The organism is Streptomyces sp. NPDC102437 (assembly GCF_044765565.1).
In the GTDB taxonomy this organism is placed as follows: domain Bacteria; phylum Actinomycetota; class Actinomycetes; order Streptomycetales; family Streptomycetaceae; genus Streptomyces.
On the sequence record NZ_JBIWKI010000001.1, the window covers coordinates 588,793 to 613,946 of the forward strand.

Consider the following 25,154-nt stretch of genomic DNA (forward strand, 5'->3'; position numbering starts at 1 on the left):
CGGGCGTCAGGTGGGACCGGCCATCAGCGGTGGACCTTCTCGGTGGTGCCGAGGCTGGTTCCGTCGACGGTGACGCCGTGCGGTCGACCGGGCAGCACGGGCCGAGACTGACTCCCGAGTGAGAGGCGTACGCGGGACGTCAGCACCGCGCACGCGCATCCCCAGCGGTCGACGGGCGGTTATCGCAGGACGAAGCCGGTGCCGAGTCCGTCCGCGGGATCGAGGTCGAAGCGGTGCTCGCCGGTCCGGTACGCCATCCCCGTGACCTCTGGAATGACAGCGGCGTAGCCGTCGGCGGCCGACTCCGCGACGACCCGTGCGTGGAAACGGGTGCCGACGATCGAGTCGTGGACGAGAATCCGCCCCGGCTCGAGGTGGCCGGTCGCTGCGAGCACTGCTACGCGGGAGCAGGTGCCGGAGCCGCACGGGGAACGGTCGACCTGGCCGTCGGCGAAGACGGTGACGTTGCGCTGGTGCGGGTTGCCGTTCTCGTCGGTGCCGAGGTCGTCGTACAGGATGGTTCCGTAGATGCCGCTGAGGCGGTCGTCGACAGGGTGACGGGCGTACTCGCTGTCGTTCAGCGCCCATTTGACCTCGCGCCCGATCGCGATGAGGTCGGAGTAGTGCTCGGGGGTGACTGCCAGTCCTGCGCCTGCCGCTTCCAGATGCGCGTAGATGGCGCCGCCGTAGGCGACATCGACGACCATGTCCCCGCGGGATGTGGCGACGGTGATGTGTTCGGCGAGCCGGTAGCTGGGGACGTTGACGAAGTCGACTCCGGTGATCTGTTCACCGGCGGTCTGCACGCGCAGGGTGACCCGGCCCGAGGGGACGTCGATGACCACGGTGGTGATGCCGGAGGGGTCGCGGGCGACGCGGCCGGTCTGCACGGCCCAGACGGCGAGCGCGATGGAACCGTGGCCGCAGGCTGTCGAGAAGCCGTCCTTGTGCCAGAACAGCACGCCGAAGTGAGCACCCTCGTCATCGGGCGGGGTGATGAACCCGCCGTACATGTCCGCGTGTCCGCGCGGTTCGAAGCACAACAGCTTCCGCAGGTTGTCCACGTCGGCGTTGTCGATGGCGAACATACGGCGTTCGGCGACGGTGGCGCCTTCGATGGCGACCGGCGGGTCGGGGACGATGCGGAACGGTTCACCACCGGTGTGGTAGTCGGTGGTGAGTACCTGGTGGATGGTCATGAGGTCCTCCACGGAGCTGGTGAGCGCAGGGTGTGAGCCGGCCGGATCCGAGCGGCGTCGACGAACTCGTCGGGCACGGTGAGTTCGTCCGGACGGGTCGGCGCCGCTCCGCCGATTCGGAGCTCAGGCTTGGATCCGGTCCGCCTCGCGACGGGACGTCCGCGCGCGGGCCGATGACCTGGCTGCCGTTTCCCGTGTGCCGACCGGGATCGTCCACGGTCTCGCCCCGTCGGTGAATCCGCGCACGGTGGATTCCGCGGCCTCGCGGAGTTCGGCGACCTCCCGGTCGGCCATGACGAGGCGGAGATCGCCGAACGCCTCTTCGAGCTCGGCGTCACGTTCCTCCTCGGTGGTGACGGTGGCCTCCCGGCACGGCTCGGGTAACCTCGCCGCCGCCACCGCCGTTCGGCGGCTCCCGGACGGTATCCCGCACCGCGCCCGCTCGGTGCCCAGGAGCGTCACTGGCACGAATCGGCCACGGTGGGCAGCCGCATCATCCCTCGGTGGCTGCGGTCACGAGCCCCGTCTGCCGTGCGGCGAGCCGCGCCCGGGCGGGGCCGTGACAATGCTCTTGATCGTTCAGTCGTCGTACGTACACAGACAATGAGGTCGTCATGTCCAAGGTCCGGCTGGCCACCGACCACGGTGACATAATCCTGCAGCTCGATGCCGAGAAGGCTTCCGCCTGGGCGAGTTGGCCGGCAGCCTCGGCGTGGCATCGCCGAAGTCCACCGGCGACCTCATCGAGCAGATCGTCCGCCAGGCAATCACCGATGGCCACATCGGCCCCGGCCACGACCCGGCGACAGAGACCGACCTGCTCGCGGCACTCACCGCCTTGACCCCGCTCATCGAGCCGAGCGTGATCGAGCCCCAGGAGGCCCTGACCGCCGTCGACCGGCACCTCGACCGACTGTTCACCAGGGGGACCTGACCGCCGACACCGCGCCCGGACCCGCTGCCGGGAGTGCGCGGTGCCCCGCCGGCCTGGGCGTTGTAGGACCGGGGGATCAACAGTAGTCGTCCGCGGGGCTGTCCTTCCCGCCGTGCCCGACGGCCTCGAAGTACGCCCAGGCGGTCGCGGCCCGCAGGGCCGCGCCAAATCGCTGCGACGGGTTTGCCGCCGGGGAAGGGAAGTCCGGACCCGTTCTCTCCCGTCTGCGGTGGACGGGCGGTCGTCGTGATCTCAGCTCGGCAGGACCGCCCCGTGACCGAGGAGGTTCTGTGCCGTGAACCCCAGCAGCCTGCGCGCGGCCGAGGTGTCGACGGGTGCCGCGCGACCCGGCAGCGGGCGCCGGAGCACGGTCGTGGGGTGAAAGCGGCGCAGCAACTCCTCCGTCGGGTACGGCACGATGATCTCGGGGGCGCAGAGGTGTACCGCGTGCGCCGCACGGCCTGGCACGTCGAGGGCCAGCAGCGCGGCCCTCGCCGCGTCGTGGACCTCCAGGTACGTCCACAACTCTCTCGCCCCCGCGGCCGGGTCGGCCGTGAGCCGGGCGGCGTGCGCGTACAGCCGTTCCTCGAATCCGCCCACGTACGGATAGCGCAGGCACACCACGCTCATCCCGTGCCGCCGCGCCATCATCTGCGCTGTCAGCTCGTCGACCTGCTTGGACAGGCCGTAGGGATCGGCCACCTGGGAGGCCATCTCCTCATCGACCGGTGCGTACGGCGGATGAGGATCCTCGGCGGCCGTCCAGGGCAGGCCCGTGACACCCCAGGAGCTCGCCACCGCCGCGTGCCGGATCCCGGCCCGGCCGGCCTCCTCCAGGACGGTGAAGGTGGAGAGGCTGTTGCCCGCGAAGACCTCGAACGCGGTGTTGCGCGCGGGAGTCGGGATCGCCGCCAGGTGGATGACCGCGTCGGCGCCCTCCAGAGCCGCCCGCACGGTCTTCGCGTCGGCCGCGTCACCGGTCACCACCAGGCGCGCCCCCGCGAGATCACCGGGATCCTCGAGGACCAGGGCGTTCGCCTCGATCCCGCGCTCGGCGAGCAGCGCGAGGACCGCGCGCCCGATCCGCCCGGCGGCCCCGGTGACCATCGCTCTTCTGACCATCCAGTCACTCTCCCGTGTCGGTGCTTCTACGCGTAGGCGCGCACGGCGACGACATGCGCCGACGCCGCCCCGTTGGTGGTCTCGACGACGACCCGGATCGCCGATGTGGTGACCGGCTCCGCCGGCGTGTACGTCTCGCGGCGCCGCCGATTCTGCGCCGAACGGGCGATCACGCGCCAGGTGCCGTCGGTATCCAGTGCCTCGACGCGGTAGTCGCGAAGGAGGGTGGGGAGGGTGTCGAAGGGCGTGCGGTGGTGGTGCAGGTTGATCAGGTCCTCGTTGACGTCGTCGTCGGCGATGACCTCGATCCGGCCCAGGGCGACCGGTTCGGGCCAGGCCAACTCGAGCCATGGGGAGGGGTCGTCCGCCAGTGGTGCGGAGACCCACATGTGCGGTCCCGCGTACGGGCGGGCATAGCCGTCGGTGGCCTTGGCGGGGGAGTAGGCCGCGGTCTCTCCCGTACGGAGGCAGAAGGTGCGGCGAAGCAGGCCCGTGTCCGTCCACTCGCGCAGCGGCTGCGGCGATTCGTCCGACGGGCGCAGCGGGACGCGTGTGAAGCACAGGACGCCGGGGGCCGGGCGGTCGGAGCGGTGCAGGGTGAGGGCGTCGTTGGCGCGGACCACCAGGAAGGCGTTGCGAGGGGTTTCGGGAGACCAGTCCAGGCCCGTCCTGATCCACTGCCGGGCACCGGCGGCGACGGGCACGGTGGTGGAGGTGACCAGGCGGCGCGGGACGTAGTTCTGGCCGAGTTCGGGGTCGTACAGATCGATCACGATCTCGGTGTCGCGGTCGGCGTCGACGAGCAGCTCCACCCCCAAGAGGCCCGGGTCCGCGGGGAGGACGATTCCGGCGTCCGCCGCGAGCGGCCATGGCTCGTCGGACTCCTCGACCGCCAAGCTGCTCAAGGCGGAGGATGCGCTGACCGTCGCCCGCAGGGCCAGGTCCTCCGGGTCCGTCGAGGCGAGGCCGATGAGCGAGGCATCCTGGCGCAGCAGCGCCCGTTGCAGCTCGGGCACGGGGAGTCCGCGCGGGGTGACATCCCGGGTGGCGCAGAGCGCCGCCGCCGTGCCGGCTGCCTGGCCGATCGTGGCGCAGGTGGCCATGACCCGGGTCGAGCCGAAGGCGACATGGCTGGCGGAGATGTTGCGCCCGGCGAAGAGCAGGTTCTCGGTGTTCACCGAGTAGAGGCTGCGGTACGGAATGTGGTAAATGCCGTCCGCGTAGAGCTGTCTGGCACCTGCCCCGGTGGCATACATGCCCTGGGGCGGATGCAGGTCGATCGACCAGCCGCCGAACGCGACCCGGTCGGCGAACTCGGTCTGGCCGAGGATGTCGCCCTGGTGCAGGACGTAGTCGCCGAGGAAGCGCCGGTACTCCCGTTTGCCGGGGACCGAGCCCACCCACTCCAGGGTCATGTTCGCCGCGTCGAACTCGCCCGAGTTCTTGATGTGGTCCCAGATGCCGTGGATCACCGACCACAGCTCGTCGCGGATGCGTTCGTTGTCGTGGACGGTGTCGAGCTCGCCGCCGAACTCGATCCACCAGTACGCGCAGCCGTTGTCGCCCGCCTTGATGATGCGCCGCTGCGGGATGGAGGTCCCGGTGATGTCCTTGGCGAAGCCGGGCGCCACGAACTTGACCGGGTGGCCGGCGTCCTTCGTGTAGAAGAGGAGCGTGGAGCCCAGGGTGATGTCGTCGGCCGTCTCCGGAGCCCATGCCTCGTCGTACTCGGCGCGCGATTCCCGGCCGATGCGGTGGTGCGCGCCCGCCAGGTGGCCGATCAGGCCGTCTCCCGTGCAGTCGAGGAAGAGGGGGCTCTCGAAACGTATCCGCCGCTCCGAGCCCATCATCCAGCCGGTGACCGAGGTGATCCGCCGGGCCTCGTCCGGACCTTCGGCGTCGACCTCGCGCACGTCGGTGTTGAGATAGAGCGTGATGCCCGGCTCGGCGCGTACGGCGTCCAGGACCACGGCATCCCAGTAGTAGGGGTTCCCGTCCGGGTTGCGGAACTGGTTCTCCACGAGCAACTCGCCCATGATGCCGCCCTCTCGGGCATGGTGATTCCTGCCGTGGCCGGTCGCGCCGCACACCCAGACCCGGACCTCGCTGCTCGCGTTGCCGCCGAGCACCGGCCTGTTGTTGATCAGCGCGACGCTCCGGCCGAGCCGGGCGGCGGCGATTGCCGCGCAGACCCCGGCCAGGCCGCCGCCGACGACGGTGATGTCGTGCCGTGCGGTTTCATTCCTCATGTCGTGCGTCACTTACTTCCAGTCGGGATCGGTGGCGAGGCCGTAGTAGATGCGCGGGGCGCCGTCGAGGGTGAGGGTGACCTTGCCGTTGGAGGCTTTCAGAGAGCGTTCCTGGCCGATGCAGTTGAGCTCCCGCACCTTTCCGTCGACCGTCCCCGAGTGGGCCACGACCTTTGTCCTGGTCGTCCAGGTGTCGATCCATGGCTCGGGCGATGCGTACCAGGGATCCTCACCGTGCTCGGAGTTGAGGACGTACCCGTCCTTGCGGCTCCAGATGATCGACACCGGACCGCCGGGTGTGGTGAACAGGAGCCCCTTGATGTCCTGGTCCGCGAAGGCGAGATGCCGGACGAACTCGGCCTCGTCCAGGACCCGGGCGGCGGTCGCGAAGGCGAGCAGCGAGGGCTTGGCGCTGGTGTCGCGGTTCATCAGGCCGTAGTGGTACTCGGGGTTGGCCGGGTCGGCCTCCTGGGGGTGGTGGATCACCGAGTCGTGCAGCTGGTACCAGTTGACGGCGCGTACCTTCTCGGACTTGGCGAGAGCGAGCGTGAGCAGCGTGTTCTCGGCGGCGTGCCGGTAGGTGTCGCTCCACCAGGCGTTGGGCCGGGTCGGAGCGTACGCCTCGGTGAGCCACAGCTCCTTGTCGCCGCCGTACTCCTGAAGGACCTGGTTCGCCTTGCGCAGTGCGCCGAGGAAGTTCCAGTACGAGCCGGACGACCCTTGCGTCCACTCCTCGGGCGGCGGCGCGAAGTCGGGCGTGAAGTTGCCGCGGCCGGGGTGGAAGGCGAAGGCGTCGATGAGGTCCCAGCCGCCCGCGTCACGGAAGTTCTTGGTCCATATGTAGTCCATGCCGCCGAGGCCGGCGTTCATGACCTTCATCCGTGAGCCCGCCGCGTCGAGGCGCGTGGTGACCTGGCGCAGACCGTCCCGGACGTAGGCGTCGGCGCCGCGGCCCGACATCCAGGGCTGGTTGACCTCGTTGCTCACCTCGAAGTACGCGGCCTCGGCGTCCAGGGCCTTGGCGACATTCGTGTCGGCCCAGGCCGCGATCTGCTCCGGGCTGCCGCCCACGGGGATGCCGCTCAGCTCCACGTTGTGCCCGATGCCGTTCGCGTCCAGGGTCGCGGTGTCGATGCCCGGGGCGCCCGCGTAGGCGATGCGGATCCACTTGATGCCGAGCGTCCTGACCAGCCCGAGCACGGCGTCCTTTCCGGGCACGAGCAGCCAGGGGTAGTTGGCGAGGCCGAACATCGACTCCTTGCCCGCCTTGTACGTGAACTCCGGGAGCACGCTCAGATTCGTGCGGGCCAGCGCCCTGTCGTTGCCGCTGGCCACCTCCACCTCGGTGAACACGATGTTCTGCGAGGGCGAGGTCAGGGGAAAGGAGGCGTTCCAGGCGGCGCCCGCCGCGAGGCTCCTGGAGAGCGTTCCACCACCGATCCGCTTGCCGCCGAAGTCCCGCGCCCACCAGGTGAGCGTCACCTTCCTGGTCGCGGCCGAGCCGTTGACGACCTGCGCCCTGAGCGTCATCGTCTGTCCGGCCGCCTTGTAGAGGTTGAACGGCTGGTCGGTCCACACCTCCACCCCGAGGGGCCTTCTGGCGGCGAGCGCTCCCGCCCCGCGCGGCCGCAGATCGCCGAGGACCAGATCGGCCTCGGTGACCGCGGTGCCCGCACCGGTCGAGGTGCCGGGGGAATGGATCCATGTGGCGTTCGTGCTCGCCGGGACGGTGGACGAGAGGCAGAAGAAGCCCTTCGAGCCCGCCCACGTCTCCACGTACGCGCCGCCCGCGTTCACCTCGTACGGAATGCCGCCCCGGGCGTCCCGCTCCCATACGGTCAGCGCTTCGTACGACTCCGCCGCGCTCGCCCCGTACACCGTGCGGGAGAACATGAAGCCGGCCGGTGTGAGCGTGCCGGAGCCGCCGACCTCCCACTTCATGTGCGCCTTGCGAGCCGTGACGTCGAAGGTGCCGCGTACCGTGACTCCGGACGCGCCGCTCGCCATCGTGTACGTGACCTGAATCGCGGGCCGCCCGTCGGCGAGCGTGATCCGGGCGGGCGTGCCGCCGAAGGTGCGCTGCTGGCCGAGCGCGGTGTCCTTGATCATGAAGTGGCTGAGCAGGACGCGGTCGGCGCCCGCACCGTCCTGCACGAGGATGCTGCCGTCGACACGGCCGACCAGCGTGATGCCGTCGGCCTCGATGGTGACCGGGTCCGCGGCGTGCGCGGGAACGGCCGGCAACAGTGCGGCGCCGGTGGCGACGGCCGTGCCTTGGATGAATCTGCGGCGGGCGACTGACATGGAGGTGCCCTTCTCTCGGTCTGGGTGTTCCGGATGCTCCGAAGGCTGAGCAGGCTCCGAAGCGGAAGGTGTGGTGGGGAGTCGACGGCCCGGCCGTCGGCGCCGGCGGGACTCAGCCCTTGACTCCGGTGAAGCCGAGCCCGGCGACGATGTACTTCTGGCAGACGACGAAGACGAGCACCGGCGGGGCGACGGCGAGCACCATCGCGGCGATCAGCTGGTCCTGCGGGGCCTGCGTGGTGAGCTGGGCGAGAGCCACGCTGATCGGCTGCTTCTCGGGGTCGGTGATGGCCACCAGCGGCCAGAGGAAGTCCTTCCAGGAGTGCATCACCGCAAGCAGACTGATCACGGCCAGCACAGGCTTGCTCATGGGCAGCACGATCCTGGTGAGCAGTTGCCGGGTACTCGCACCGTCGACCCGCGCCGCGTCGAACAGCTCCTTCGGCAGGGCGTCGAAGAACTGCTTGGCGAGCAGCACCGTGAAGGCGTTCGTGCCGGCCGGCAGCCAGATCGCCCAGTAGGTGTCGCCCAGGTTGAGGTGGAGGAACGGCACATCGGTCACGGTCATGAAGAGGCTGACCATGTTCACCGTGTACGGCACGAACATCGTGGCGAGGATCGCCCCGTAGACGACCTTCCCGAACTTCGGCCTGAGCACCGACAGGGCGAAGCCCGCCGTGGCCGAGACGAAGAGCTGCACGAACCACGATCCGCCGACCACCAGGAAGGTGTTCATCAGATAGCGGCCGACACCCAGATCGGTGTACGCCGCCGAGAAGTTTCCCAGGGCCGGCCGGTCCGGCCAGAGGGCCAGGGGCTGGGTGGTGAGCTCGGTGGGCGTCGACACCGCGCCCTTGACCATCCAGTACAGCGGTCCGATGCCGATGAGCAGCAGCAGGATCAGGGTGAGCACCTGGACGGAGCGCACGGCGGCGCGTACGCCGGGCCGTCGGCGGTCGTTGGCGGAGACGAAGGTGGTGAGCGTGGTCATGACTTGCTCCAGCTGCGGGTGGCCCGCAGATACACCGCGGAGAGCAGGGCGAGGGCGAGCACCATCAGGAAGGAGAGCGCGGCGGCCTGGCCGTACTCGCCGTCCTGGAAGGCGTACCGGAAGATCAGCAGCAGGACCGTGAGAGTGGAGTTCTCGGGTCCGCCACCGGTGAAGACGTACGGCTCGGTGAAGACCTGCACCGTGTTGATCAGCTGGACAAGCAGCAACAGTCCGATGACGGAACGGAGCTGGGGCAGCATCACATGCCGGATACGCCGCCAGATCCCGGCGCCGTCCACCTCGGCGGCCTCGTAGAGTTCGCCGGGGATGCCGACCATCGCCGCGAGGTAGATCAGGACGGCGCCGCCCATGCCCGCCCAGGTGGCCTCCAGGACCAGCGAGGGCATGGCGCTGCCGGAGGACTCCAGCCACGGGTACGGGCCGAGCCCGAACTTGCCGAGGACGTTGTTGAAGAGCCCGCTCCCGGGATCGTAGAACCACTTCCAGAGCAGGATCGCCACCACTGGCGGGATGACCACCGGCAGATACACGAGGAAGCGGAAGACGCCCGCGCCGCGCCGCACCGTCGACATGACCGCGGCCAGGATCAGTGGCGCCGGGAAGCCGATCAGCAGGCCGAGTACGACGAAGAACAGGGTGTTCCCGACAGCGGTGCCGAGCAGCGGATCGTCGAACAGGGTACGGAAGTTGTCCAGGCCGACCCAGACCGCGGGCTCGACGAGGTTGGTCTTCTGGAAGCTGAGCAGCAGGCTGCGCGCGATCGGCCACCAGGCGAAGAGCCCGAAGACCAGCAGCGCGGGGACGAGGAAAAGCCAGGCCGTGAACTGCTTGCGGGAGCCGGTGCCACGCCGCCGGGGCAAGGTTCGCGGCACGGGCTCCCCGGCCACAGGGGCCGGGCGCCGGGACGCAGTGAGCAGAGCCATGGGCCGGCTACTTCTGGTCCGCGGCGAGCTTGGCATTGACGTCCTTCTCGGCCGAGGCCAGCAGGGAGTCGATGTCGGCGTCGCGCTCGGTGAGCACAGCCTGGACCACCGGGTCGAGCGCGGTGTACAGCTTCTGCGCCTGGTACGGCGGCTCCGGCTTCAGCCTCAGCGCGGAGAGACCGTCGATGTACGGCTTGAAGTTCTGCAGCTTCACATTGACGTACGGCTTGATCGCGGCATCGATCTCGGCCTGCCGATCCTTGTCGAAGACCGGCAGCGTCGGCACGCCCACCGCGGACTTCGGGTCGGCGGAGAGCGCCTTGGCCTGCTCGGCGGCCAAGTCGGTGCTGTACTGCGGCTTGGCGTAGGCGAAGGTCAGCCACTTGACGGCCGCTGCCGCGTGCTTCTTGTCGGCGGACTTCGGGACCATGTAGATGTCGCCGCCGGTGAGTGTCGCATCGCCGCCGGACTGCGGCATCGGAGCCACACCGAAGGCGTCGGTGTTCTCCATGCCGAACTGCATCTTCGCCAGTCGGTACGTCCCCGGGCTGCCCATGAACATGCCGACCTGACCGGCCGCGAACTGCTTGATCACGTCGTTCTGATTGTTGAGCAGGGTCTTGCCGAGCGAATCGTCCTTCCAGCGCATGTCCTTGAGCAGCCGCAGCCCCTGCTTCGTCGGCTCCCCGGTGAGCGTGGCGGTGTACTTGCCGCCCTGCTCCTTCTCCAGCTCGCCGCCGAAGGCGTACGACAGCATCGTCAGCTGCCAGCCGCCCTGGTTGTCCTTGGACTCATGGACGAAGCCCGCCTTGCCGGTGCTGTCGCTGATCCTCTTGGCGGCTGTGCGGACTTCCGCCCAGGTGGTCGGCGGTCTGTCCGGGTCCAGGCCGGCCTTCTCGAAGAGCTCGCGGTTGTAGACCAGACCCTGGGCGTACGGATTCTGCGGTACGCCGTACACGTCGCCGGCGCTGTCGGTGAGCGGCTGGAGGACCTGAGGGTTGAACTCCTTGAAGTGCTGCCACTCCTTGAGCTGCCCGGTGATCGGCTGCACCTGCTTCTGCTGGATGAGCCGCTGCGGCTCGGTCAGCGGCACCTTGATGACGTCTTCGACATTGCCGCCGGACAGCTTCGCGGAGAACGTCAGCGGATCGAAGACCGTGGTCGAGCCCTTGACCTTGATGCCTGGATTGGCCTTCTCGAAGTCGGTCACCTGCTTCTTGAAAAGGGCGAGCCCCGGCTTGTCGGTGGCCGGCGGCATGCCCTGTACCCGCAGCAGGAGATCGCCGTCCCCGCCGGCACTGCTGGGGGTGAGGGAGGAACAGCCCGCGAGGGTCGCGGTCAGCGCCATGCAGCCAAGTATGGCCGCACAGCGGGAGTTTCTGGGCATAACGGCTCCAAGAAGGGCAGGAGTGGGTGCGGTGCGGTGTAGCGCGGTGTTGTGCGGTGCTTTGCTCGTTGTGGTGGTGTGTGCCGTGGGTGGTCAGTGCGCGGGTGCGGGGCCCGTCGAGGCGCGGGGGATCAGGCGGGAGCCGATCTCCACGATGGGGGAAGCGGCATCGGGTCCCCGTCCGGTGCGGCCTGTTGTGTTCGCGATCGTCTCGATCAGGAGGTCCCCCGCCCGCGTGGCGATCTCTTCGGGGTCGATCCTGATCGTGGTGAGGCTGGGAGTGGAGACGGAGGCGAGCAGTGTGTCGTCGATGCCGATGACACTGACGTCGCGCGGCACGCTCACGCCGAGGTTTGCCATCTGGTGCAGCACGCCGAGGGCGACCAGGTCGTTGTGGGCGATCACGGCGGTCGCGTCGTGCGCGGCGACGAGGGTGGCGGCGTGCACGCCCGTCTCGAACCGCGGCTCGTACGGGCCGAGCTCGGACAGGGAGAGGTCGAGTGCTTCGAAGGACTCCTGGATGGACTTCCCGCGGCTCAGCTCGGCGCGGGACGCGTTGATGAAGACACAGCGCCGATGACCGTACGCCTTCAACTGCTCGGCGGCCTGGGAGATGCCGGCGGACAGGGAGATCCGGACCTCGGGGATGCCCGGGACGTGACGGTTCACCACCACCAGCGGCATCCGGCCCGCGAGTTCATGGAGCCGGTCCTCGGTGAGGGTGGAGGCCCACAGGATCAGGCCGTCGACCCGCTTCGAGACGGCCGCGATGGCCGCCAGTTCGTCGGCCTCGCGCTCGTCGCTGTCGGCGACCAGAACCGTGTAGCCCAGGTGTCGGGCGCGGGCCTGCATCGCCTTGATGATCGGCGGGAAGAACGGGTTGGCGATGTCCGGGACGATCAGGCCGAGCGTTCCGGTGCCGCCGCCGCGCAGTGAACGGGCCGCCGGGTTGGGTGAGTAGCCGAGCTCGGCCGCGGCGTCGAGGATGCGCTGCCGGGTCGTCGGCTGCACCTGGTCGGGTGCGGTGAACGCGCGGGACACCGTCGACACCGAGACGCCCGCGGCGCTCGCCACCTCCCGGATCGTGACTGCCACGGACGGCCTCCTCGTCGTCTTGAGCCCGGGGGACCCCGGTCTTCCTGATCCGGGGGATCCCGATCGTCTCGCGTCTGGACCCTGCGAATGCGGTTGATGTTTGCGAACGTTCCCGGGACGTGTCAAGACGTGTGTCAGAACTATTTCATCGAGGAAAATCCGCTGGGTGCACGGGACTTGTGCTTCGGCTCGACTGCTGCTGATGATGTGTTCTCAAGAACGGCACTGCAATTGCGGGAACGTTTTCATAGAGGAGTGGCATGAAGATCACCAGCCTGGAAGTGCTGACTCTTCCCGACCACGGCGACAGCATGATGCTGGTCGTGGTCGACACCGACGAGGGCATCCACGGCTTGGGCGAGGTCGGCATCAGGTCGCGCCAACGGGCGGTCGCGGGCGGTCTCGAGCACCTGGCGGAGCTGATCGTCGGCGAGGACCCGCGACGGATCGAGCACCTCTGGCAGGTGATGTTCCGGCGCGGTTTCTTTCCCGCCGACCGCATACTCGGCGCCGCCATCGCAGCAGTGGACGTGGCGCTCTGGGACATCCGGGGCAAGGCGCTCGGCGTGCCGGTGCATGAACTCCTCGGGGGTCGGGTGCGTGATCACGTACCCGCCTATGTGCATGTCGGCGACGGCTACCACGACCGCGCGTGGTTCCTGGACCGCTGCCGCGGCCTGGTCGCTGAGGGCTGGCGCCATCTGCGGTTCGCCTCGCCGCACGACGCCGACGGCAGGCTCGACGCCCGCCGCTGCCTGCGTGACTCGGTCGGTCTCTTCCACGAGGTCCGGGATGCGGTCGGCGACGAGGTGGAGTTGATCCTCGACGTCCACACCCGCCTGGATCCGCCGGAGGCGCTGACCCTGTGCCGGGAGATCGAGGCGGCCCGCCCGTACTTCGTCGAGGACCCGCTGCGCTGTGAGAACCCGGACAGCTACCGCATGCTGCGGGCGCGTACCGGCGTACCGCTGGCCGCAGGTGAGCAGTACGGATCCAAATGGGAGTTCAGGACACTCATCGAAGATGATCTCATCGATTACGCGCGAGTGGACGTCGGGGTCGCCGCGGGCCTGACCGAGGCGAAGAAGATCGCGGCGATGGCGGAGACCCACCACATCAAGCTCGCCACCCACAACCCCCTCGGCCCGGTCACCGCCGCCTCCTCGCTCCAGCTCAACCTGGCCTGCCCCAATATGGCGATTCAGGAGCACCAGACCGACCCCGACCCGGCCATCGCAGCCCTCTTCACCGCGCGGCCGACGATCCTGCCGGGGCGGGTGGAGCTGAGCGAACTGCCCGGCATCGGCGTCGACATCGACCTGGAGGCGGCGCGCCGGTACCAGGCCGCGGCGGCCGAGCGCCCGCACTTGCGCACGGCGGACGGGGCGTTCACCAACTGGTAGCCGGGCGGATCCGGCCGGTTCCGGGCGGTCGCGCGGTCCCGAGCCCGCGCCCGTACTCCGAGCACGACCTCAGAGCACGGCCTCCGAGCACAACCTCCGAGCACGACCTCAGACTTCAGAAGCGAGGGGAACTCCGTGGTGTCATTCACACGAGCCGCGAGACCGGTCGAACTGGTCCTTGCCGGCACAGCGTTCATGGGTGTGCTGATAGGCGCGTCGGCGACGCCGGCCGGCAGCCAGGAACGCGAGAAGCTACAGGTGAGCGCCGTGTCGTCGCGGCCCGGCACGGTGTCGGGAGACGATGCCCTGATACGCGTCGAGGTGCCCGCCTCCGTGGCGGCCGACGGGGTCCGGGTCGAGGTGGCGGGCCGGGACGTGACGTCGAGCTTCCGGGCCTTTGGCGACCATGCGCTGATGGGCGTGGTGAAGGAGTTGTCCAAGGGCGACAACAGGCTCACGGCCCGGGCTCCGGGCGCCGACGCCGGACAGCTGACCCTGAAGAACCACCCCATCACGGGGCCGGTGTTCGCCGGGCCGCACGAGCAGCCGTTCGTCTGCGACACCGCCGAGTTCAAGACGGTGACCGGCGGCACCCTCGGGCAGCCGCTCGACGAGGACTGCTCGGTCAGGACCCGCGTCGACTACATGTACCGCACCACGGCCGGCAAGTTCGTTCCGCTGCCCGACGAGAGTGCCCGACCTGCCGACCTGGCCACGGCCACGACGAGCACGGGCAAGAAGGTGCCGTACATCGTCCGCGTCGAGACCGGCACCATCAACCGAGCCATCTACGAGACGGCCGTGCTGCACGATCCGCAGTCCGCCGCCCCCGACCCGCTGCAACGCGGGCCGGGCTGGAACGGGCGCCTCGTGTACGGCTTCGGCGGGGGCTGCAACGGCGGCTGGTACGTCCAGGGCCGCAACACCGTCGGCATCATGAACGACACGTATCTGAGCAAGGGCTACGGCGTCGCATCGTCCACGCTGAACGTCTTCGGAAACAACTGCAACGACCTGCTGGCCGCGGAGACCATGAGCATGGTCAAGGAACGCTTCGTGGAGACGTACGGCGACCCGGCCTTCACCATCGGAAACGGCTGCTCCGGCGGCTCGTACCAGACCCACCAGATCGCCGACAACTACCCGGGTCTGCTGGACGGCATCCTCTCCGGCTGCAGCTTCCCCGACGTCGGCTTCGGGACGATTCAGACGCTCAGCGACGCCCAGCTTCTGAACCACTACTTCAAGGATGTCGCGCCGGACGCGTTCACCGAGGAGCAGCAGCGGGCGGTCTCCGGGTTCGGCAAGTGGGAGAGCATCGGCAGCCTGGCCCGCGCCGCCGGCCGGATCGACCCCACGGTCTACTGCCCGTCCCAGCTGCCCGCGGGGCAGCGCTACGACCCCGGCACCAACCCGGACGGTGCCCGCTGTGACGTCTACAGCCACACCGTGAATGTCTACGGCGAGGTACCGGAGACCGGGAAGGCGCGCAGACCGCTCGACAACACCGGTATCCAGTACGGACTTGAGGCCCTGAACAAGGGGGCCATCGACATGGACCAGTTCATCGACCTGAACCGGCGCATCGGCGGCCTCGACGACGACGCCAAGCCTGCCGCGGAGCGCACCGTCGCCGATCTCAAGGCGGTACGGCTCGCCTACCGCACGGGCCGCATGCTGAACGGCGGCGGTGGCCTCGCCGACGTCCCGATCATCGACTACCGCGACTACACCGACGACGCGGCCGCCGGCGACATGCACATGCGCTTCCACTCCTTCTCCACCCGGGCCCGCTTGGACAAGGCCAACGGCACCCACGCCAACCAGGTGATGCTCACCCGCTCCAGCGGGCACGGATTCACCCTCGCCGGGATGCTGTCCGACATGGACCAGTGGCTCACCGGCATCAAGGGGGACTCCGGCGACGACGCTCCCATCGAAAAGATCGTCCGCCACCGGCCGCAGGGTCTCACGGACGCCTGCTGGACGCGTGGCACCGGTGCGAAGAAGATCGCGGAGCCCCAGGTCGAGGGCATCGACAACACCGAGTGCAACACCCTCTACCCGGTGTGGACATCGCCGCGGATGGTCGCCGGAGCCGATGTGGCCAACGACATCGTCAAGTGCCGCAAGCGTCCCGTGACCCGCTCCGACTACCGGGTGCCGGTGACCGATGGCCAGTTGGAGGATCTGCAGGCGATCTTCCGGGACGGTGTCTGCGACTGGTCCAAGCCCGGCGCGGGTCAGCAGGACCTCGCCGGTACATGGCTCTCCTTCGACCGGAAGTGAAAGGATCGCGGCCGAGGGACCGGACTGGGGCAGGTGCGACCCCTCGCTCCGATGCCGGTGGGGACGGGAATGCCGGCGTACGCATCCGACTTCGTCCTTCGCCTTGCGATGCACGGCACCGCCCCCCGCTCCCTGATCCGGCCTGATCCAGACGAAAGACCCCAGCGCCAAAGACGGCTCGCGCGACGATCGATCCGACCGGACCGGCTGCGCGCGGTGAGCAAGGGGCGCGAGTCCCGACTCGCCTCCCTCCTGCCGCCGGCGCAGTGAGCGTACGGGCGGACGCCCGAAGGTGCGGGCCCCGGCATGCGGGGCCCGCACCCTCACGTGTGACCTGCCGACCCCTCAGCGCGGCTCTCCCGACGACTCAAGGGACGAGAAGCCCCCAGTACACCCCCCACGGCACGAAGACCATCCCCGCGGCAAGCAGAAGACCGAGGCGCACGGTGTGCGGAAGCGAGCCGGAGACACCCGCATGAGCCAGGTACTCACCATAGGCCCATGCCTGCTGCCGGGCAGGTTCCGTGCCGACCGCTCCCGCGGTGATCACGAACGACACGTCCGCCGCCGGCTCGCCGCCAGGGACACCGCCCACGCCCCCTCGGACAGTCCCCACATCCCGGTCCTGGCCCGGTCGGCTCCGGGTCGGTCGCCCAGCAAGCGGAGCGCAGCGAGCGCGTCATCGGCGAGGAGGGAGTAGTCGCGGTGCACAGTGGAGTACCCGGTGGTGCGCTTGTCGTAGTCTCTATCCCCAGGTTTCCGGTCGGCCGGCAGCCGTGACGTGCGCGTCCTTGGAGATCCAGATCCTTGTTGCCACCACAACGGGCGTCGAGGTGGGTGGACCCCCTCCAGGGGTGGGGACAACCCCCGGATCTGCGCTGCCCGTGTCAGCGTGGACGCTCTCCGCATCGCGCCGGTCGAGGTGACCGAGGTCAGCCATCAGCCGCAGATTCAGCCCGCTCCGCCCACTGTCCAACGACAGAACACACCGTGAAGGGCAGGGGGGGCGAGAATGCCCGGCTACGACCTTCGTTCGCCGCCGGACTGCGCTCCTGGGCGGAACCCGCCCAGGCGGACATGACCGAGGAGACATCCGGGCAAAGTGCGCTGCCGGCCGCCGCTACCGCCCGGGCGTGCTGTCGCGCACGACCGGCTCCGCAGGGAGCAGCAGCCCGCTCGTCGGGGTGGCGGCGGGGTCCTCGACGGCGGCGATCAGCTGGTCGACGAGGGCGCGCGCGATGGCGGCCAGGGGCAGGCGCGCGCTGGTGAGGGCGGGCTGGAGCAGCGTGCAGAGCGGGATGTCGTTGAAGCCGGTGACGGCGACATCGTGGCCGACGGTGAGGCCCGCCGCGCGGACGGCCTGGTAGGCGGTCAGGGCGAGCCAGTCGCTTGCGCATACCAGGGCGGTCGGGCGGTCAGGACCGGTGAGCAGGCGCTGGACGGCGTGGGAAAGCGCGGCCGGGTCGTCGCCGGGAACGCCGACCTCGAAGGCGCCGTCGGGTGCGGTGGCCGCTGCCTGCAGGAAGCCGGCCCTGCGGTCGGCGAGCCAGGGCAGGGATGCGGCGGAGTTGAGGTAGCAGATCCGTCGGTGGCCCTGGTCCAGCAGGAGCCCGACCAGCGCGGCGGTGGCGGCGGTGGAGTCGATGTCCACCCAGTTCTGCGGGCGGCCGGGGGCGGTGCGGCCGAAGGCGGCGAACGGAAAACCGGCCTCGGTGAGCACGTCGACACGGGGGTCGTCGTGGACGACGTCGGAGAGGACGAACCCGTCGACCTGGCGGGCCGCGATCAGTCCGTTGAAGGACCTGGCGACTGCTCCGGTGCCTTGTTGGGGGTCGGAACGGAACACCAGGATGCGGTGGCCGACCGCGTCGGCGGCGGTCACCAGCGCCTGGAGGAAGCCGCCCATCAGGGGGTTGGGGTCGGCAGGGTTGTCGGCGGGGGCGGGATAGCCGATGATCTTGCGGGTACCGGTGCGCAGGCTGCGGGCGGACTGGTCGGGCTGGTAACCGAGTTCGTCGATGGCGGCGGTGACCCGGGCGAGGGTGGTGGCGCGCAGCCGGTGAGGTGCGTTGAGGGCGTTCGAGACGGTCTGGCGGGAGACTCCGGCCGCGTGTGCGACGTCCTCGATGGTCACCTGTCGAGCGGTCATCGTTCCTCTGTGGTCGGCGGGCTGGGGGTGGCGGTGGCCTCCCCCAGCCCGCGGTTCTCAGTGCTCGCGGGTCAGGGTGAGCAGGCCACCGGTCGGCACGGTCACCGAGTTCACCCCGGCGACGAGGTCGAGCACGGTCTCGGACAGGATCTCACCACGGCAGTCCTGGACGCGCGCGAGGGCCTGTTCCGGTCGGGGGCAGGTCAGGAGCACCGCGGGGTCGCCGTCCGCGTTGGCGACGAGCAGGGTCTGCGGGCCGTCCGCGGCGTGCCGGTCCGGGAGGGCGACGGGCAGTGGCGCGTAGCGTGCGACCACGGTGGTGCGGTGGTCGCGGGCGCGGACCAGGGGGTAGCCCAGGTCCGGCCGGGCGGGTTCCAGGACGCCGAGCTGGAGGACGTCGGCGTACCGGCGGGAGATGCCGAGCCAGAAGCGCAGGGTGGCGAGCTGGTCGGGGCTCTGGGTGGTGAGGTCGACGGAGATCTGCGGCACCGAGAACAGCGCGTTGACGAGGTGGACGGCGACGGACTCGGGCGTCTCGGCGGAGTTCCACGTGATCATGTCGGAATGGACGGCGAGCGGGCCCGCGGTGAGGCGGCAGTCGACGGTGCGCTGGCGGTTCTCGGCAGGACTGAGCGGGCAGTCGGTGGCACGGACCATGGTGGCGTACGGCCACAGCCCGGGGCTGACGTACGGCTGGCGGTGCTCGACGATCACGTCGGGCCGGGTGCTGCGCAAGCGGGCGTCGAGGTCGGAGAGCAGCTGGAGCACGCCCTCGTGGACGGCGGTGCGGTCGGCACCGGCCGGGGCGGGCGGGGGATCGGGGACGGCGAAGCGGTCGATGAAGTCGAGCTTCACACCGTCCATGTCCCACTGCTCGACGGCGCGGGAGACCTTCTCGACCAGGTAGGCGCGGACCTCGGGGTGGCGGGGGTCGAGCACGGCCGCGTCCAGGAGGGGTTCCTCGCGCAGGACCGTTGCCTTGAAGCGGTCCCAGGCATCGTTGTGGCGCCCGATGAACGGCAGTGCGTACCACAGGAGGTAGGCGAGACCGATCCGGTGGACCTCGGCGACGTGGGCCGCGGGGTCGGGGAAGGCCGCCGGGTTGGGCTCCCAGTCGCCGCAGTGGCCGTAGCCGCGCGCACGGTCGGTGGTCTGCCAGCCGTCGTCGACGATGATGCTCTCGCAGCCGACGGCCGCGGCGAGGGAGGCCTGGCGTTCGACGGCGGTGTCGTCGACGTTCTGGTGGAGGCTGTACCAGGTGGAGTACGCGGGCATCCGGGCGGCGGGGGAGACACCGGGGTGGTGCAGGCCCTCGGCCCACCAGGCGGTGACGGCCTGCAGGGTGGCGGCGAAGTGCCGGCCGCTGAGATCGATCCGCAGCCGCAGCGGCGGCCCGTCCGGAGTGAGGTCCTGTTCCACGGTGAAGGCGAACTCGCTGCTTTCCTCCACCACGCCGGCGCCGACGCGCACGGGTGCCGAGGTCTCGTCGGCGGCGGCGGTGCACAGGGCGCGGTCGTCGGCGCCGACCAGACTGGCGACGGGGGCGCCCAGGGCGAGCGAGACGGTCCGGGGGGCGATCCAGGACGGCGGCAGCCAGTGGGAGGCGTTGGTGTCCGGGGTCCAGTAGGCGGTGGCCCCGAGGCAGGGAACCCGCCATTCGGCACGGACGGTGGCCGCGGCCGCAGTCGTGACCTCGATCAGGGCCACGCCGTCGCCGACCGGGGTGACGACGGTCTCCAGCCGGTCGCAGCCGAGCCCGGTGAGGTGGACGTCGAGCGGGGCTCCGGTGGAGTCGAACAGGCCGGTGGCGAGCTGCCGGTGGCCGGTGGTGTCGGGAGTGGCCCCGGCCGGCGTGTTCGGGCGCCACACCGGGACGGGCTGCTGCGGGGTGGCGTCCGGCTCGGCGGGCACGTGCGGACTCCCGGTGTGCTCGCCCACGGGGCGTGGTGCGGTGGTCATGGTGGTCACTCCTTGGTGGCCCCGGCCAACAGGCCGGAGATGAACTGGCGTTGCAGGACGAGGAAGAGGGCCATCACGGGGATGGCGGCGATGCCCGCGGCGAGCAGGACCTGCGCGTAGTTGGTGGTCGACAGCCCCTGCAAGGTCGCGGTGGCCACGGGCAGCGTGTACATCTCGGGGCTGCGCAGCGCGATCAGCGGCCAGACGAACTGGTTCCAGCTGCCGAGGAAGACGAACAGCGCGAGTGCCGCGATGACCGGCCGGTTGACCGGGATGACGATCCGCCACAGCACCCGCAGTTCGCCGGCGCCGTCGACGCGGGCGGCGTCGAGGAGTTCGTCGGGCATGGAGCGCAGTGCCTGCCGCATCAGGAAGATGCCGAACGGGGTGACCAGTCCGGGCAGGATGATGGACTGGTAGGAGTCGATCAGGCCCAGTTCCATCATCATCTGGAAGATCGGGATCAGCATGACCGTGTCGGGGATGACCAGGGTGCTGAGCAGCAGGACGAAGAACAGGTTGCGCCCGCGGAAGTCGAACTTGGCGAAGGCGTATCCGGCCAGGACCGAGACGGCGACGGCACCCATCGTCTGGACGCCCGCCACCAGCAGGGTGTTGAGCAGGACCCGGGTGAGTCCGATGGACTCCTCGAGTCCTCGGAGGTTCTCCATGAGGTGGCCGCCGGGCAGCAGTTTCGGCGGCCAGGAGAACACGTCCTTGTCCTCCTGGGTCGCGGCGACGGCGAGCCAGTAGAACGGACCGACGCAGAGCGCGAAGGCGCCCGCGAGCAGCAGGGTGAGCAGGGGGCCTCGGGGCTTCACCGGCGCTCTCCCATCAGACGGACCTGAAGGATGCCGAGCACGGACACGATCAGAGCGAGCGCGTAGGCGATGGCCGAGGCGTAGCCGAAGTCGAAGTACTTGAAGCCGTTGTTGTAGAGGTACATGGTGACCGTCAAGGTGGCGTTGTCGGGGCCGCCGCCGGTGAGGACGTACGGCTCGTCGAAGAGCTGCAGGGTGCCGATGGTGGAGAGCACCACGGTGAGGAGCAGGATCGGCCGCAGCTGGGGAAGGGTGATGGAGACGAAGCGGCGGACCGGTCCCGCGCCGTCGACCATCGCGGCCTCGTACAACTCCCGGGGAATGCCCTGCAGGCCGGCGAGGTACATCACCGCGTTGTAGCCGGTGTAGTGCCAGGTGATGACGAGGACGACGCCCACGCGCGCCCAGAAGGGGCTGCCGAGCCAGTTCACCCGGTCGACGCCGAACAGGGAGAGTACCCAGTTCAGCAGCCCGGCGTCGCGGTTGAGGATCACGGAGAACATCACGCCCGCGGCGACCAGTCCGGTCAGCGAGGGGACGAAGACGCCGAGTCGCCAGAGCGGACGCAGCCGGACCTTGGTGGAATTGAGGGCGAGGGCGACGAGCAGGGCCAGGCCGAGCATCAGCGGCACTTGGACGACCAGGATCAGCGCGGTGTTCTTCAGCGCGGTCCAGAACAGCGGATCGTCCAGCAGACGCCGGTAGTTGGCGATTCCGGCGAAGTGCCGGCTGTCGCCGTTGCCGGTGGTGAGGCTGATCCAGAGCGAGGAGACGATGGGGTACGCCTTGAAGATCGCGAATCCCAGGACGGCGGGCGTGATCAACAAGTACGGGACGGAATCGCGGGTCAGCAGCCGGCGTCGGCCCGGGCGGGCGCGGTCGGTGTGTGTGGGGGTGCCGCGGCCGGCCGGGGTGGCGGTGGCGGTGGCGGGAGCGTGTTCGGGCGGGGCGAGGGACATGGTGGTCAGGCCGCCTGCTGCCGGCCGGTCTGCTGCGCGAGCCGTTCGGCGGCGGCCTTGAGAGCGTTGCCCGGATCGGCGCCCTTGACCAGGACCTGGCTCTGGGCGTCACTGGCGAGCTTGAGAGCTCGGGTGTAATCGGCGGTGAAGTTGGTGGCTTCGGATCCGTAGCCGAGCGTGTCGACGAAGGTCTTCAGTACCTTCTGACCGCCGTAGAACGGGTGAGGCGCGCTGAACTTCGGATCGTCGTACGCCGCGCTGAGGGCGGGGAAGACGCCACCGGAGGTGAACATCCGGTTGATCTCGACGGGCTTGGTGAGTGCGTATTCGATGAATCGCCAGGCGGCCCGGCGGCGCTTGCTCGATTCGGAGACAGCCAGGTAGGTGGAGTTGACGATGGCGCTGCGACCGCCCCCGGGCACAGCGGCGGGAGGCTGCATGACACGCCATTTCCCCTTCTGGTCGGGGAACTTGGCCGCCAGGTACTCGACCGCCCAGGCGGGGTCCGGTGACGTGGCGAGCTTGCCCTGGCCGAGCAGGCGCTTCCTGGTGCCCTGGCCCGCGGTGTCGGCGAGCAGACCGCCGTCGTCGAGCCGCTTGATGATGGTGAGGGCCCGGACGGCTTCCGGGGAGGCGAGTGTGATCTCGCCTTGCTGGTTGAAGTAGAAAGCCCCCTGAAGCTGCATCAGGTTCTGGAAGAAGTCCATGTCCGGGGTGGTGCCGGGCTTGTCGAGCCCGAGCAGTCGGGCGCCGGTGGCGGCGAGGATCTTCGGTCCGGCGGCGATCAGGTCGTCCCAGCTGCTGATGTCCGCGGGATCGACACCGGCCTTGTCGAAGTAGTCCTGCCGATAGAACAGACCGAGCGGGTTGACCTCCCACGGGAGGGCACGGGCGGCCTTGTCCTTGCCTATGACGGTCGGCCACAACCCTTGGGCGAAATCTGTCCTGTACCGGTCGGCCCCGAGACCGGACAGGTCGGCGAGGCCGTCGGGGAACTTCTCCAGGTAGCCGGGCAGGTAGTCGACACCGATGTGCAGGACGTCGGCGAGCCCCTTGCCGCCCGATGCGAGGCCGACAGTGATCTTGTCCCAGATGGCCGGGTTGCCGACGTCCTGGACATCGACCTCGATGCCGGGGTTGTCCCGCTCGAATGAGGGGACGACGCCGCGCAGGGCCTCGGCCGCGGTGGTCCAGCTCCAGACGGTGATCCGGCCGCTGTCGCCGTCGCCGCCGGTGGTGCCGCTGCCCGAGCCGTTGCCGCCGCAGGCGGCCAGGCCGAGTCCGGCGGCGGAGGCGGTGGCGATCTGGAGCAGCCGGCGGCGGCTCAGTTGATGGGACATGTCGGCTCCTGGGGATAGTGGGTTGTGCGGTGAGTGAGGGTGTGCAGTGCCTCGGCGAACAGGTCGGTCGCGGCGTCCGGGGTGGAGATGTGGGGAGACAGCCGGATCCACTCGTCACGGCGGGTGGTGATCAGGCCGGCCGCTTCGAGGGTGCGGTGGACGGTGGCGGGGTCGTGGCCGGGCAGGCGGAAGGTGCCGATGCCGGCGCGCTCGTGGGGACCGGGTCCGTCCAGCAGGATGTCGGCGCCGGCCCGCCGGGCATGGTCGAGCAGTTCGGCGAGGGTGACGCGGATACGGGCGCCGACGGCGGCCGGGCCGCCCTGCTCGAACAGGTCGTCGATGGCTGCGCCGATGGCTGCGGCGGCCGGGAAGTCCGGGTTGGTGGCGAGATGGGCGGCGGCCCCAGGCAGCGGTGGCGCCGGATGCCGGGGCGCGAAGGGCTCCGCGACGCCGGCCCAGCCACCGAGCCCGGGAGCCAGGCGCTCGGCGCACCGGTCGCGGATCAGTAGCAGCGCGGCTCCCCAGCCGGCCCGCAGCCACTTCTGGCCGCCGCTGACGAGGACGTCTGCGGCGTCCACTTCGAGTGGGACGGAACCCAGGCCCTGGATGGCGTCGACGATCAGCAGCCGGCCGGGCCCGAGGACCTCCTTGAGGGCGGCGAGCGGTGCCAGGTGGCCGGTGAGCGAGTCGACGGCGCTGACGGCGAGGGCGGTGACGTCGGGAGTGAGGTGGCGGCGCAGGAGGTCGGGGGTGATGTGCCGCTGCCCGTCCGGGTCGACGAGGCGGACGGCGGGGCCGCCGCGGCCCGCGAAGCGAAGCCAGGGGTAGAGGTTGGCGGGGAACTCGTCGCGGGGCACCAGGACGGTACCGGGGCCGTGGAGTGCGGCGGCCACGGTGAAGAGGCCGTTGCTGGTGGACGGGGCGAGGGCGATCTCGTGTCGACGGGCGTCGAGCAGCCTGGCGGCCGAAGTCTGGGCGGCATCGCTGAGGGCGAACAGCCGGTCGAGGTCGGTGGGGTCGAGGCGGGCGGCGAGCGCGGTCGTGGCGGCGAGCGCGGCGGCGGCCGGGCGGGAGAGCGGGCCGATCCTGGCGTAGTCGAGGTAGCCCGCCCTCGGACCGTGAGCGGAAGCCGGACCGGAGATCGCGGGGGTGGCGGCTTCGGGTGCCGGACAGATTTGATCGTTCAAAAGAATGACCTAACAGAGCTCGATACACGCATCTTCAGGAATTTGAAGGTTCACAGTAGAGAGATCGGGACGACCCGGCAAGACGTTCAGCGCAACTACTTCCCAGCGAGACGGCCGACCGGCCCGGCGCGGGTGGGCGGTATGCGCAAGCCCCTCACGGTCACGTGGATCCGGTGCGGCGCCGCCCGCGCGTCGGCGTGGCACCGCACCCACCGCCGACCGCCCATCCGTTCGGCATGGGTCGGCCGCACCGGTGCACTCCCCGGTTCGCAACAACGTCAGCTGGTACTGACCGGCATCGACGCCAGTGGCATCGGCCCCGAAGGAGTGGTCGCGGGCCGGCCCCACGGACAGGAATCCGTACGTACCCTGACGATGCTGTTGTCCCCGGGAGCGAATCGATGTCGCGGGGGAGGGCGTCCTCGTAGCGGGCGAGGACGCTTCCGTCGGCGGCCGGAAATTCAGCTCCGGGTCGTCAGATCACCCCTCCGGTGAACTCCGGGATCCGGTGTGGCGAACACACTCTGCGGGTCGGCAGGAGCTCGCGGTGCACGGGATGCCGCGCCTTGCCGGTAACCCGGGGCGGCAGTTCCTCGCGGCGGGGGTGCGCGAACTCCTGTCCGCCGCCCGTGAATCGGACATGAATGAACGTCTGCGGCAGCTCGGAGAAGCGGTTGCGTACGACGAAGGTGACGCCCGCGCCTACGGGACGGAAGCCGATCCGAAGGCAGCGGAATGGGACTTGTGGGACGATCTGCGGCTGTGCGCCGACGTCCCGCGCACTATCCACCCATATTTTGCGTGACTGTCACCTCGGCCCTC

Annotated in this window: 20 protein-coding genes; 4 read left to right on the forward strand and 16 right to left on the reverse strand. The window is 69.8% G+C overall.

Going from position 1 to position 25,154, the window contains the following annotated elements:
• Nucleotides 1-179: 179 nt before the first annotated feature.
• Nucleotides 180-1,199, reverse strand: coding sequence for a proline racemase family protein (locus ACIRJP_RS02585; RefSeq protein WP_404167383.1), 1,020 nt, complete (start codon nt 1,197-1,199; stop codon nt 180-182).
• Between the two features lie 123 nt (nt 1,200-1,322).
• A complete protein-coding gene (locus ACIRJP_RS02590; RefSeq protein ID WP_404167385.1) occupies nt 1,323-1,667 on the reverse strand; it encodes a hypothetical protein in 345 nt (114 codons plus the stop codon).
• Nucleotides 1,668-1,911: 244 nt separating this feature from the next.
• Here ACIRJP_RS02590 and ACIRJP_RS02595 point away from each other — a divergent pair, with 244 nt between their 5' ends.
• On the forward strand, nt 1,912-2,133 hold the full coding sequence (locus tag ACIRJP_RS02595) for a hypothetical protein (RefSeq protein ID WP_404167387.1): 222 nt from the start codon (nt 1,912-1,914) through the stop codon (nt 2,131-2,133).
• A 252-nt stretch (nt 2,134-2,385) separates the two neighbouring features.
• On the opposite strand, the gene ACIRJP_RS02600 is transcribed toward ACIRJP_RS02595, so the two are convergent.
• From ACIRJP_RS02600 to ACIRJP_RS02630, 7 genes are all read right to left on the reverse strand, one after another.
• A complete protein-coding gene (locus ACIRJP_RS02600; RefSeq protein WP_404167389.1) occupies nt 2,386-3,255 on the reverse strand; it encodes an NAD-dependent epimerase/dehydratase family protein in 870 nt (289 codons plus the stop codon).
• Between the two features lie 26 nt (nt 3,256-3,281).
• The gene (locus ACIRJP_RS02605; protein WP_404167391.1) at nt 3,282-5,504 is read right to left on the reverse strand and encodes an FAD-dependent oxidoreductase; all 2,223 of its coding nucleotides are present in this window, start codon (nt 5,502-5,504) and stop codon (nt 3,282-3,284) included.
• 12 nt (nt 5,505-5,516) lie between these two features.
• Nucleotides 5,517-7,808: a hypothetical protein gene (locus ACIRJP_RS02610; protein WP_404167393.1), complete on the reverse strand. Its 2,292-nt coding sequence runs from the start codon at nt 7,806-7,808 to the stop codon at nt 5,517-5,519.
• A gap of 112 nt (nt 7,809-7,920) precedes the next feature.
• Nucleotides 7,921-8,799, reverse strand: coding sequence for a carbohydrate ABC transporter permease (locus ACIRJP_RS02615; RefSeq protein ID WP_383713466.1), 879 nt, complete (start codon nt 8,797-8,799; stop codon nt 7,921-7,923).
• Nucleotides 8,796-9,743: a carbohydrate ABC transporter permease gene (locus tag ACIRJP_RS02620; protein WP_404167395.1), complete on the reverse strand. Its 948-nt coding sequence runs from the start codon at nt 9,741-9,743 to the stop codon at nt 8,796-8,798. Before ACIRJP_RS02620 ends, ACIRJP_RS02615 begins: the two co-directional genes overlap by 4 nt.
• A 7-nt stretch (nt 9,744-9,750) precedes the next feature.
• A complete protein-coding gene (locus tag ACIRJP_RS02625) occupies nt 9,751-11,091 on the reverse strand; it encodes an ABC transporter substrate-binding protein (RefSeq protein ID WP_404167397.1) in 1,341 nt (446 codons plus the stop codon).
• 132 nt (nt 11,092-11,223) lie between these two features.
• Nucleotides 11,224-12,225: a LacI family DNA-binding transcriptional regulator gene (locus tag ACIRJP_RS02630; protein WP_404167399.1), complete on the reverse strand. Its 1,002-nt coding sequence runs from the start codon at nt 12,223-12,225 to the stop codon at nt 11,224-11,226.
• 260 nt (nt 12,226-12,485) lie between these two features.
• Between ACIRJP_RS02630 and ACIRJP_RS02635 the strand changes: the two genes are divergently transcribed.
• Both ACIRJP_RS02635 and ACIRJP_RS02640 read left to right on the forward strand, forming a co-directional pair.
• Nucleotides 12,486-13,628: a mandelate racemase/muconate lactonizing enzyme family protein gene (locus ACIRJP_RS02635; RefSeq protein WP_404167401.1), complete on the forward strand. Its 1,143-nt coding sequence runs from the start codon at nt 12,486-12,488 to the stop codon at nt 13,626-13,628.
• Between the two features lie 138 nt (nt 13,629-13,766).
• The gene (locus ACIRJP_RS02640; protein WP_404167403.1) at nt 13,767-15,917 is read left to right on the forward strand and encodes a DUF6351 family protein; all 2,151 of its coding nucleotides are present in this window, start codon (nt 13,767-13,769) and stop codon (nt 15,915-15,917) included.
• 367 nt (nt 15,918-16,284) lie between these two features.
• Here the strand turns inward: ACIRJP_RS02640 and ACIRJP_RS02645 are convergent, their stop codons facing one another.
• From ACIRJP_RS02645 to ACIRJP_RS02675, 7 genes are all read right to left on the reverse strand, one after another.
• The gene (locus tag ACIRJP_RS02645; protein ID WP_404167405.1) at nt 16,285-16,512 is read right to left on the reverse strand and encodes a hypothetical protein; all 228 of its coding nucleotides are present in this window, start codon (nt 16,510-16,512) and stop codon (nt 16,285-16,287) included.
• A gap of 525 nt (nt 16,513-17,037) precedes the next feature.
• Nucleotides 17,038-18,066, reverse strand: a complete 1,029-nt coding sequence (locus ACIRJP_RS02650) for a LacI family DNA-binding transcriptional regulator (RefSeq protein WP_404167407.1) — start codon at nt 18,064-18,066, stop codon at nt 17,038-17,040.
• Nucleotides 18,067-18,123: 57 nt separating this feature from the next.
• Nucleotides 18,124-20,025, reverse strand: coding sequence for a glycoside hydrolase family 36 protein (locus ACIRJP_RS02655; protein WP_404167409.1), 1,902 nt, complete (start codon nt 20,023-20,025; stop codon nt 18,124-18,126).
• Between the two features lie 5 nt (nt 20,026-20,030).
• A complete protein-coding gene (locus tag ACIRJP_RS02660) occupies nt 20,031-20,846 on the reverse strand; it encodes a carbohydrate ABC transporter permease (RefSeq protein WP_404167411.1) in 816 nt (271 codons plus the stop codon).
• Nucleotides 20,843-21,805, reverse strand: a complete 963-nt coding sequence (locus ACIRJP_RS02665; protein ID WP_404167413.1) for a carbohydrate ABC transporter permease — start codon at nt 21,803-21,805, stop codon at nt 20,843-20,845. The genes ACIRJP_RS02660 and ACIRJP_RS02665 overlap by 4 nt, the downstream gene beginning before the upstream one ends.
• Before the next feature lie 5 nt (nt 21,806-21,810).
• Nucleotides 21,811-23,145, reverse strand: coding sequence for an ABC transporter substrate-binding protein (locus ACIRJP_RS02670; RefSeq protein WP_404167415.1), 1,335 nt, complete (start codon nt 23,143-23,145; stop codon nt 21,811-21,813).
• On the reverse strand, nt 23,130-24,332 hold the full coding sequence (locus ACIRJP_RS02675) for an aminotransferase class V-fold PLP-dependent enzyme (protein ID WP_404167417.1): 1,203 nt from the start codon (nt 24,330-24,332) through the stop codon (nt 23,130-23,132). The genes ACIRJP_RS02670 and ACIRJP_RS02675 overlap by 16 nt, the downstream gene beginning before the upstream one ends.
• Nucleotides 24,333-24,879: 547 nt before the next feature.
• On the opposite strand from ACIRJP_RS02675, the gene ACIRJP_RS02680 reads away from it, so the two are divergent.
• Nucleotides 24,880-25,137 (forward strand): hypothetical protein, encoded by a 258-nt coding sequence (locus ACIRJP_RS02680; protein WP_404167419.1) that lies wholly within the window; start codon nt 24,880-24,882, stop codon nt 25,135-25,137.
• Nucleotides 25,138-25,154: the final 17 nt, after the last annotated feature.

Bases quoted from the DNA above. Each gene is read 5' to 3' on its own strand.
- ACIRJP_RS02635 (WP_404167401.1), top strand. From the start codon at position 12,486: ATGAAGATCACCAGCCTGGAAGTGCTGACTCTTCCCGACCACGGCGAC.
- ACIRJP_RS02605 (WP_404167391.1), bottom strand. From the start codon at position 5,504: ATGAGGAATGAAACCGCACGGCACGACATCACCGTCGTCGGCGGCGGC.
- ACIRJP_RS02625 (WP_404167397.1), bottom strand. From the start codon at position 11,091: ATGGCGCTGACCGCGACCCTCGCGGGCTGTTCCTCCCTCACCCCCAGC.
- ACIRJP_RS02620 (WP_404167395.1), bottom strand. From the start codon at position 9,743: ATGGCTCTGCTCACTGCGTCCCGGCGCCCGGCCCCTGTGGCCGGGGAG.
- ACIRJP_RS02585 (WP_404167383.1), bottom strand. From the start codon at position 1,199: ATGACCATCCACCAGGTACTCACCACCGACTACCACACCGGTGGTGAA.
- ACIRJP_RS02615 (WP_383713466.1), bottom strand. From the start codon at position 8,799: ATGACCACGCTCACCACCTTCGTCTCCGCCAACGACCGCCGACGGCCC.
- ACIRJP_RS02665 (WP_404167413.1), bottom strand. From the start codon at position 21,805: ATGTCCCTCGCCCCGCCCGAACACGCTCCCGCCACCGCCACCGCCACC.
- ACIRJP_RS02670 (WP_404167415.1), bottom strand. From the start codon at position 23,145: ATGTCCCATCAACTGAGCCGCCGCCGGCTGCTCCAGATCGCCACCGCC.
- ACIRJP_RS02650 (WP_404167407.1), bottom strand. From the start codon at position 18,066: ATGACCGCTCGACAGGTGACCATCGAGGACGTCGCACACGCGGCCGGA.
- ACIRJP_RS02610 (WP_404167393.1), bottom strand. From the start codon at position 7,808: ATGTCAGTCGCCCGCCGCAGATTCATCCAAGGCACGGCCGTCGCCACC.
- ACIRJP_RS02600 (WP_404167389.1), bottom strand. From the start codon at position 3,255: ATGGTCAGAAGAGCGATGGTCACCGGGGCCGCCGGGCGGATCGGGCGC.
- ACIRJP_RS02655 (WP_404167409.1), bottom strand. From the start codon at position 20,025: ATGACCACCGCACCACGCCCCGTGGGCGAGCACACCGGGAGTCCGCAC.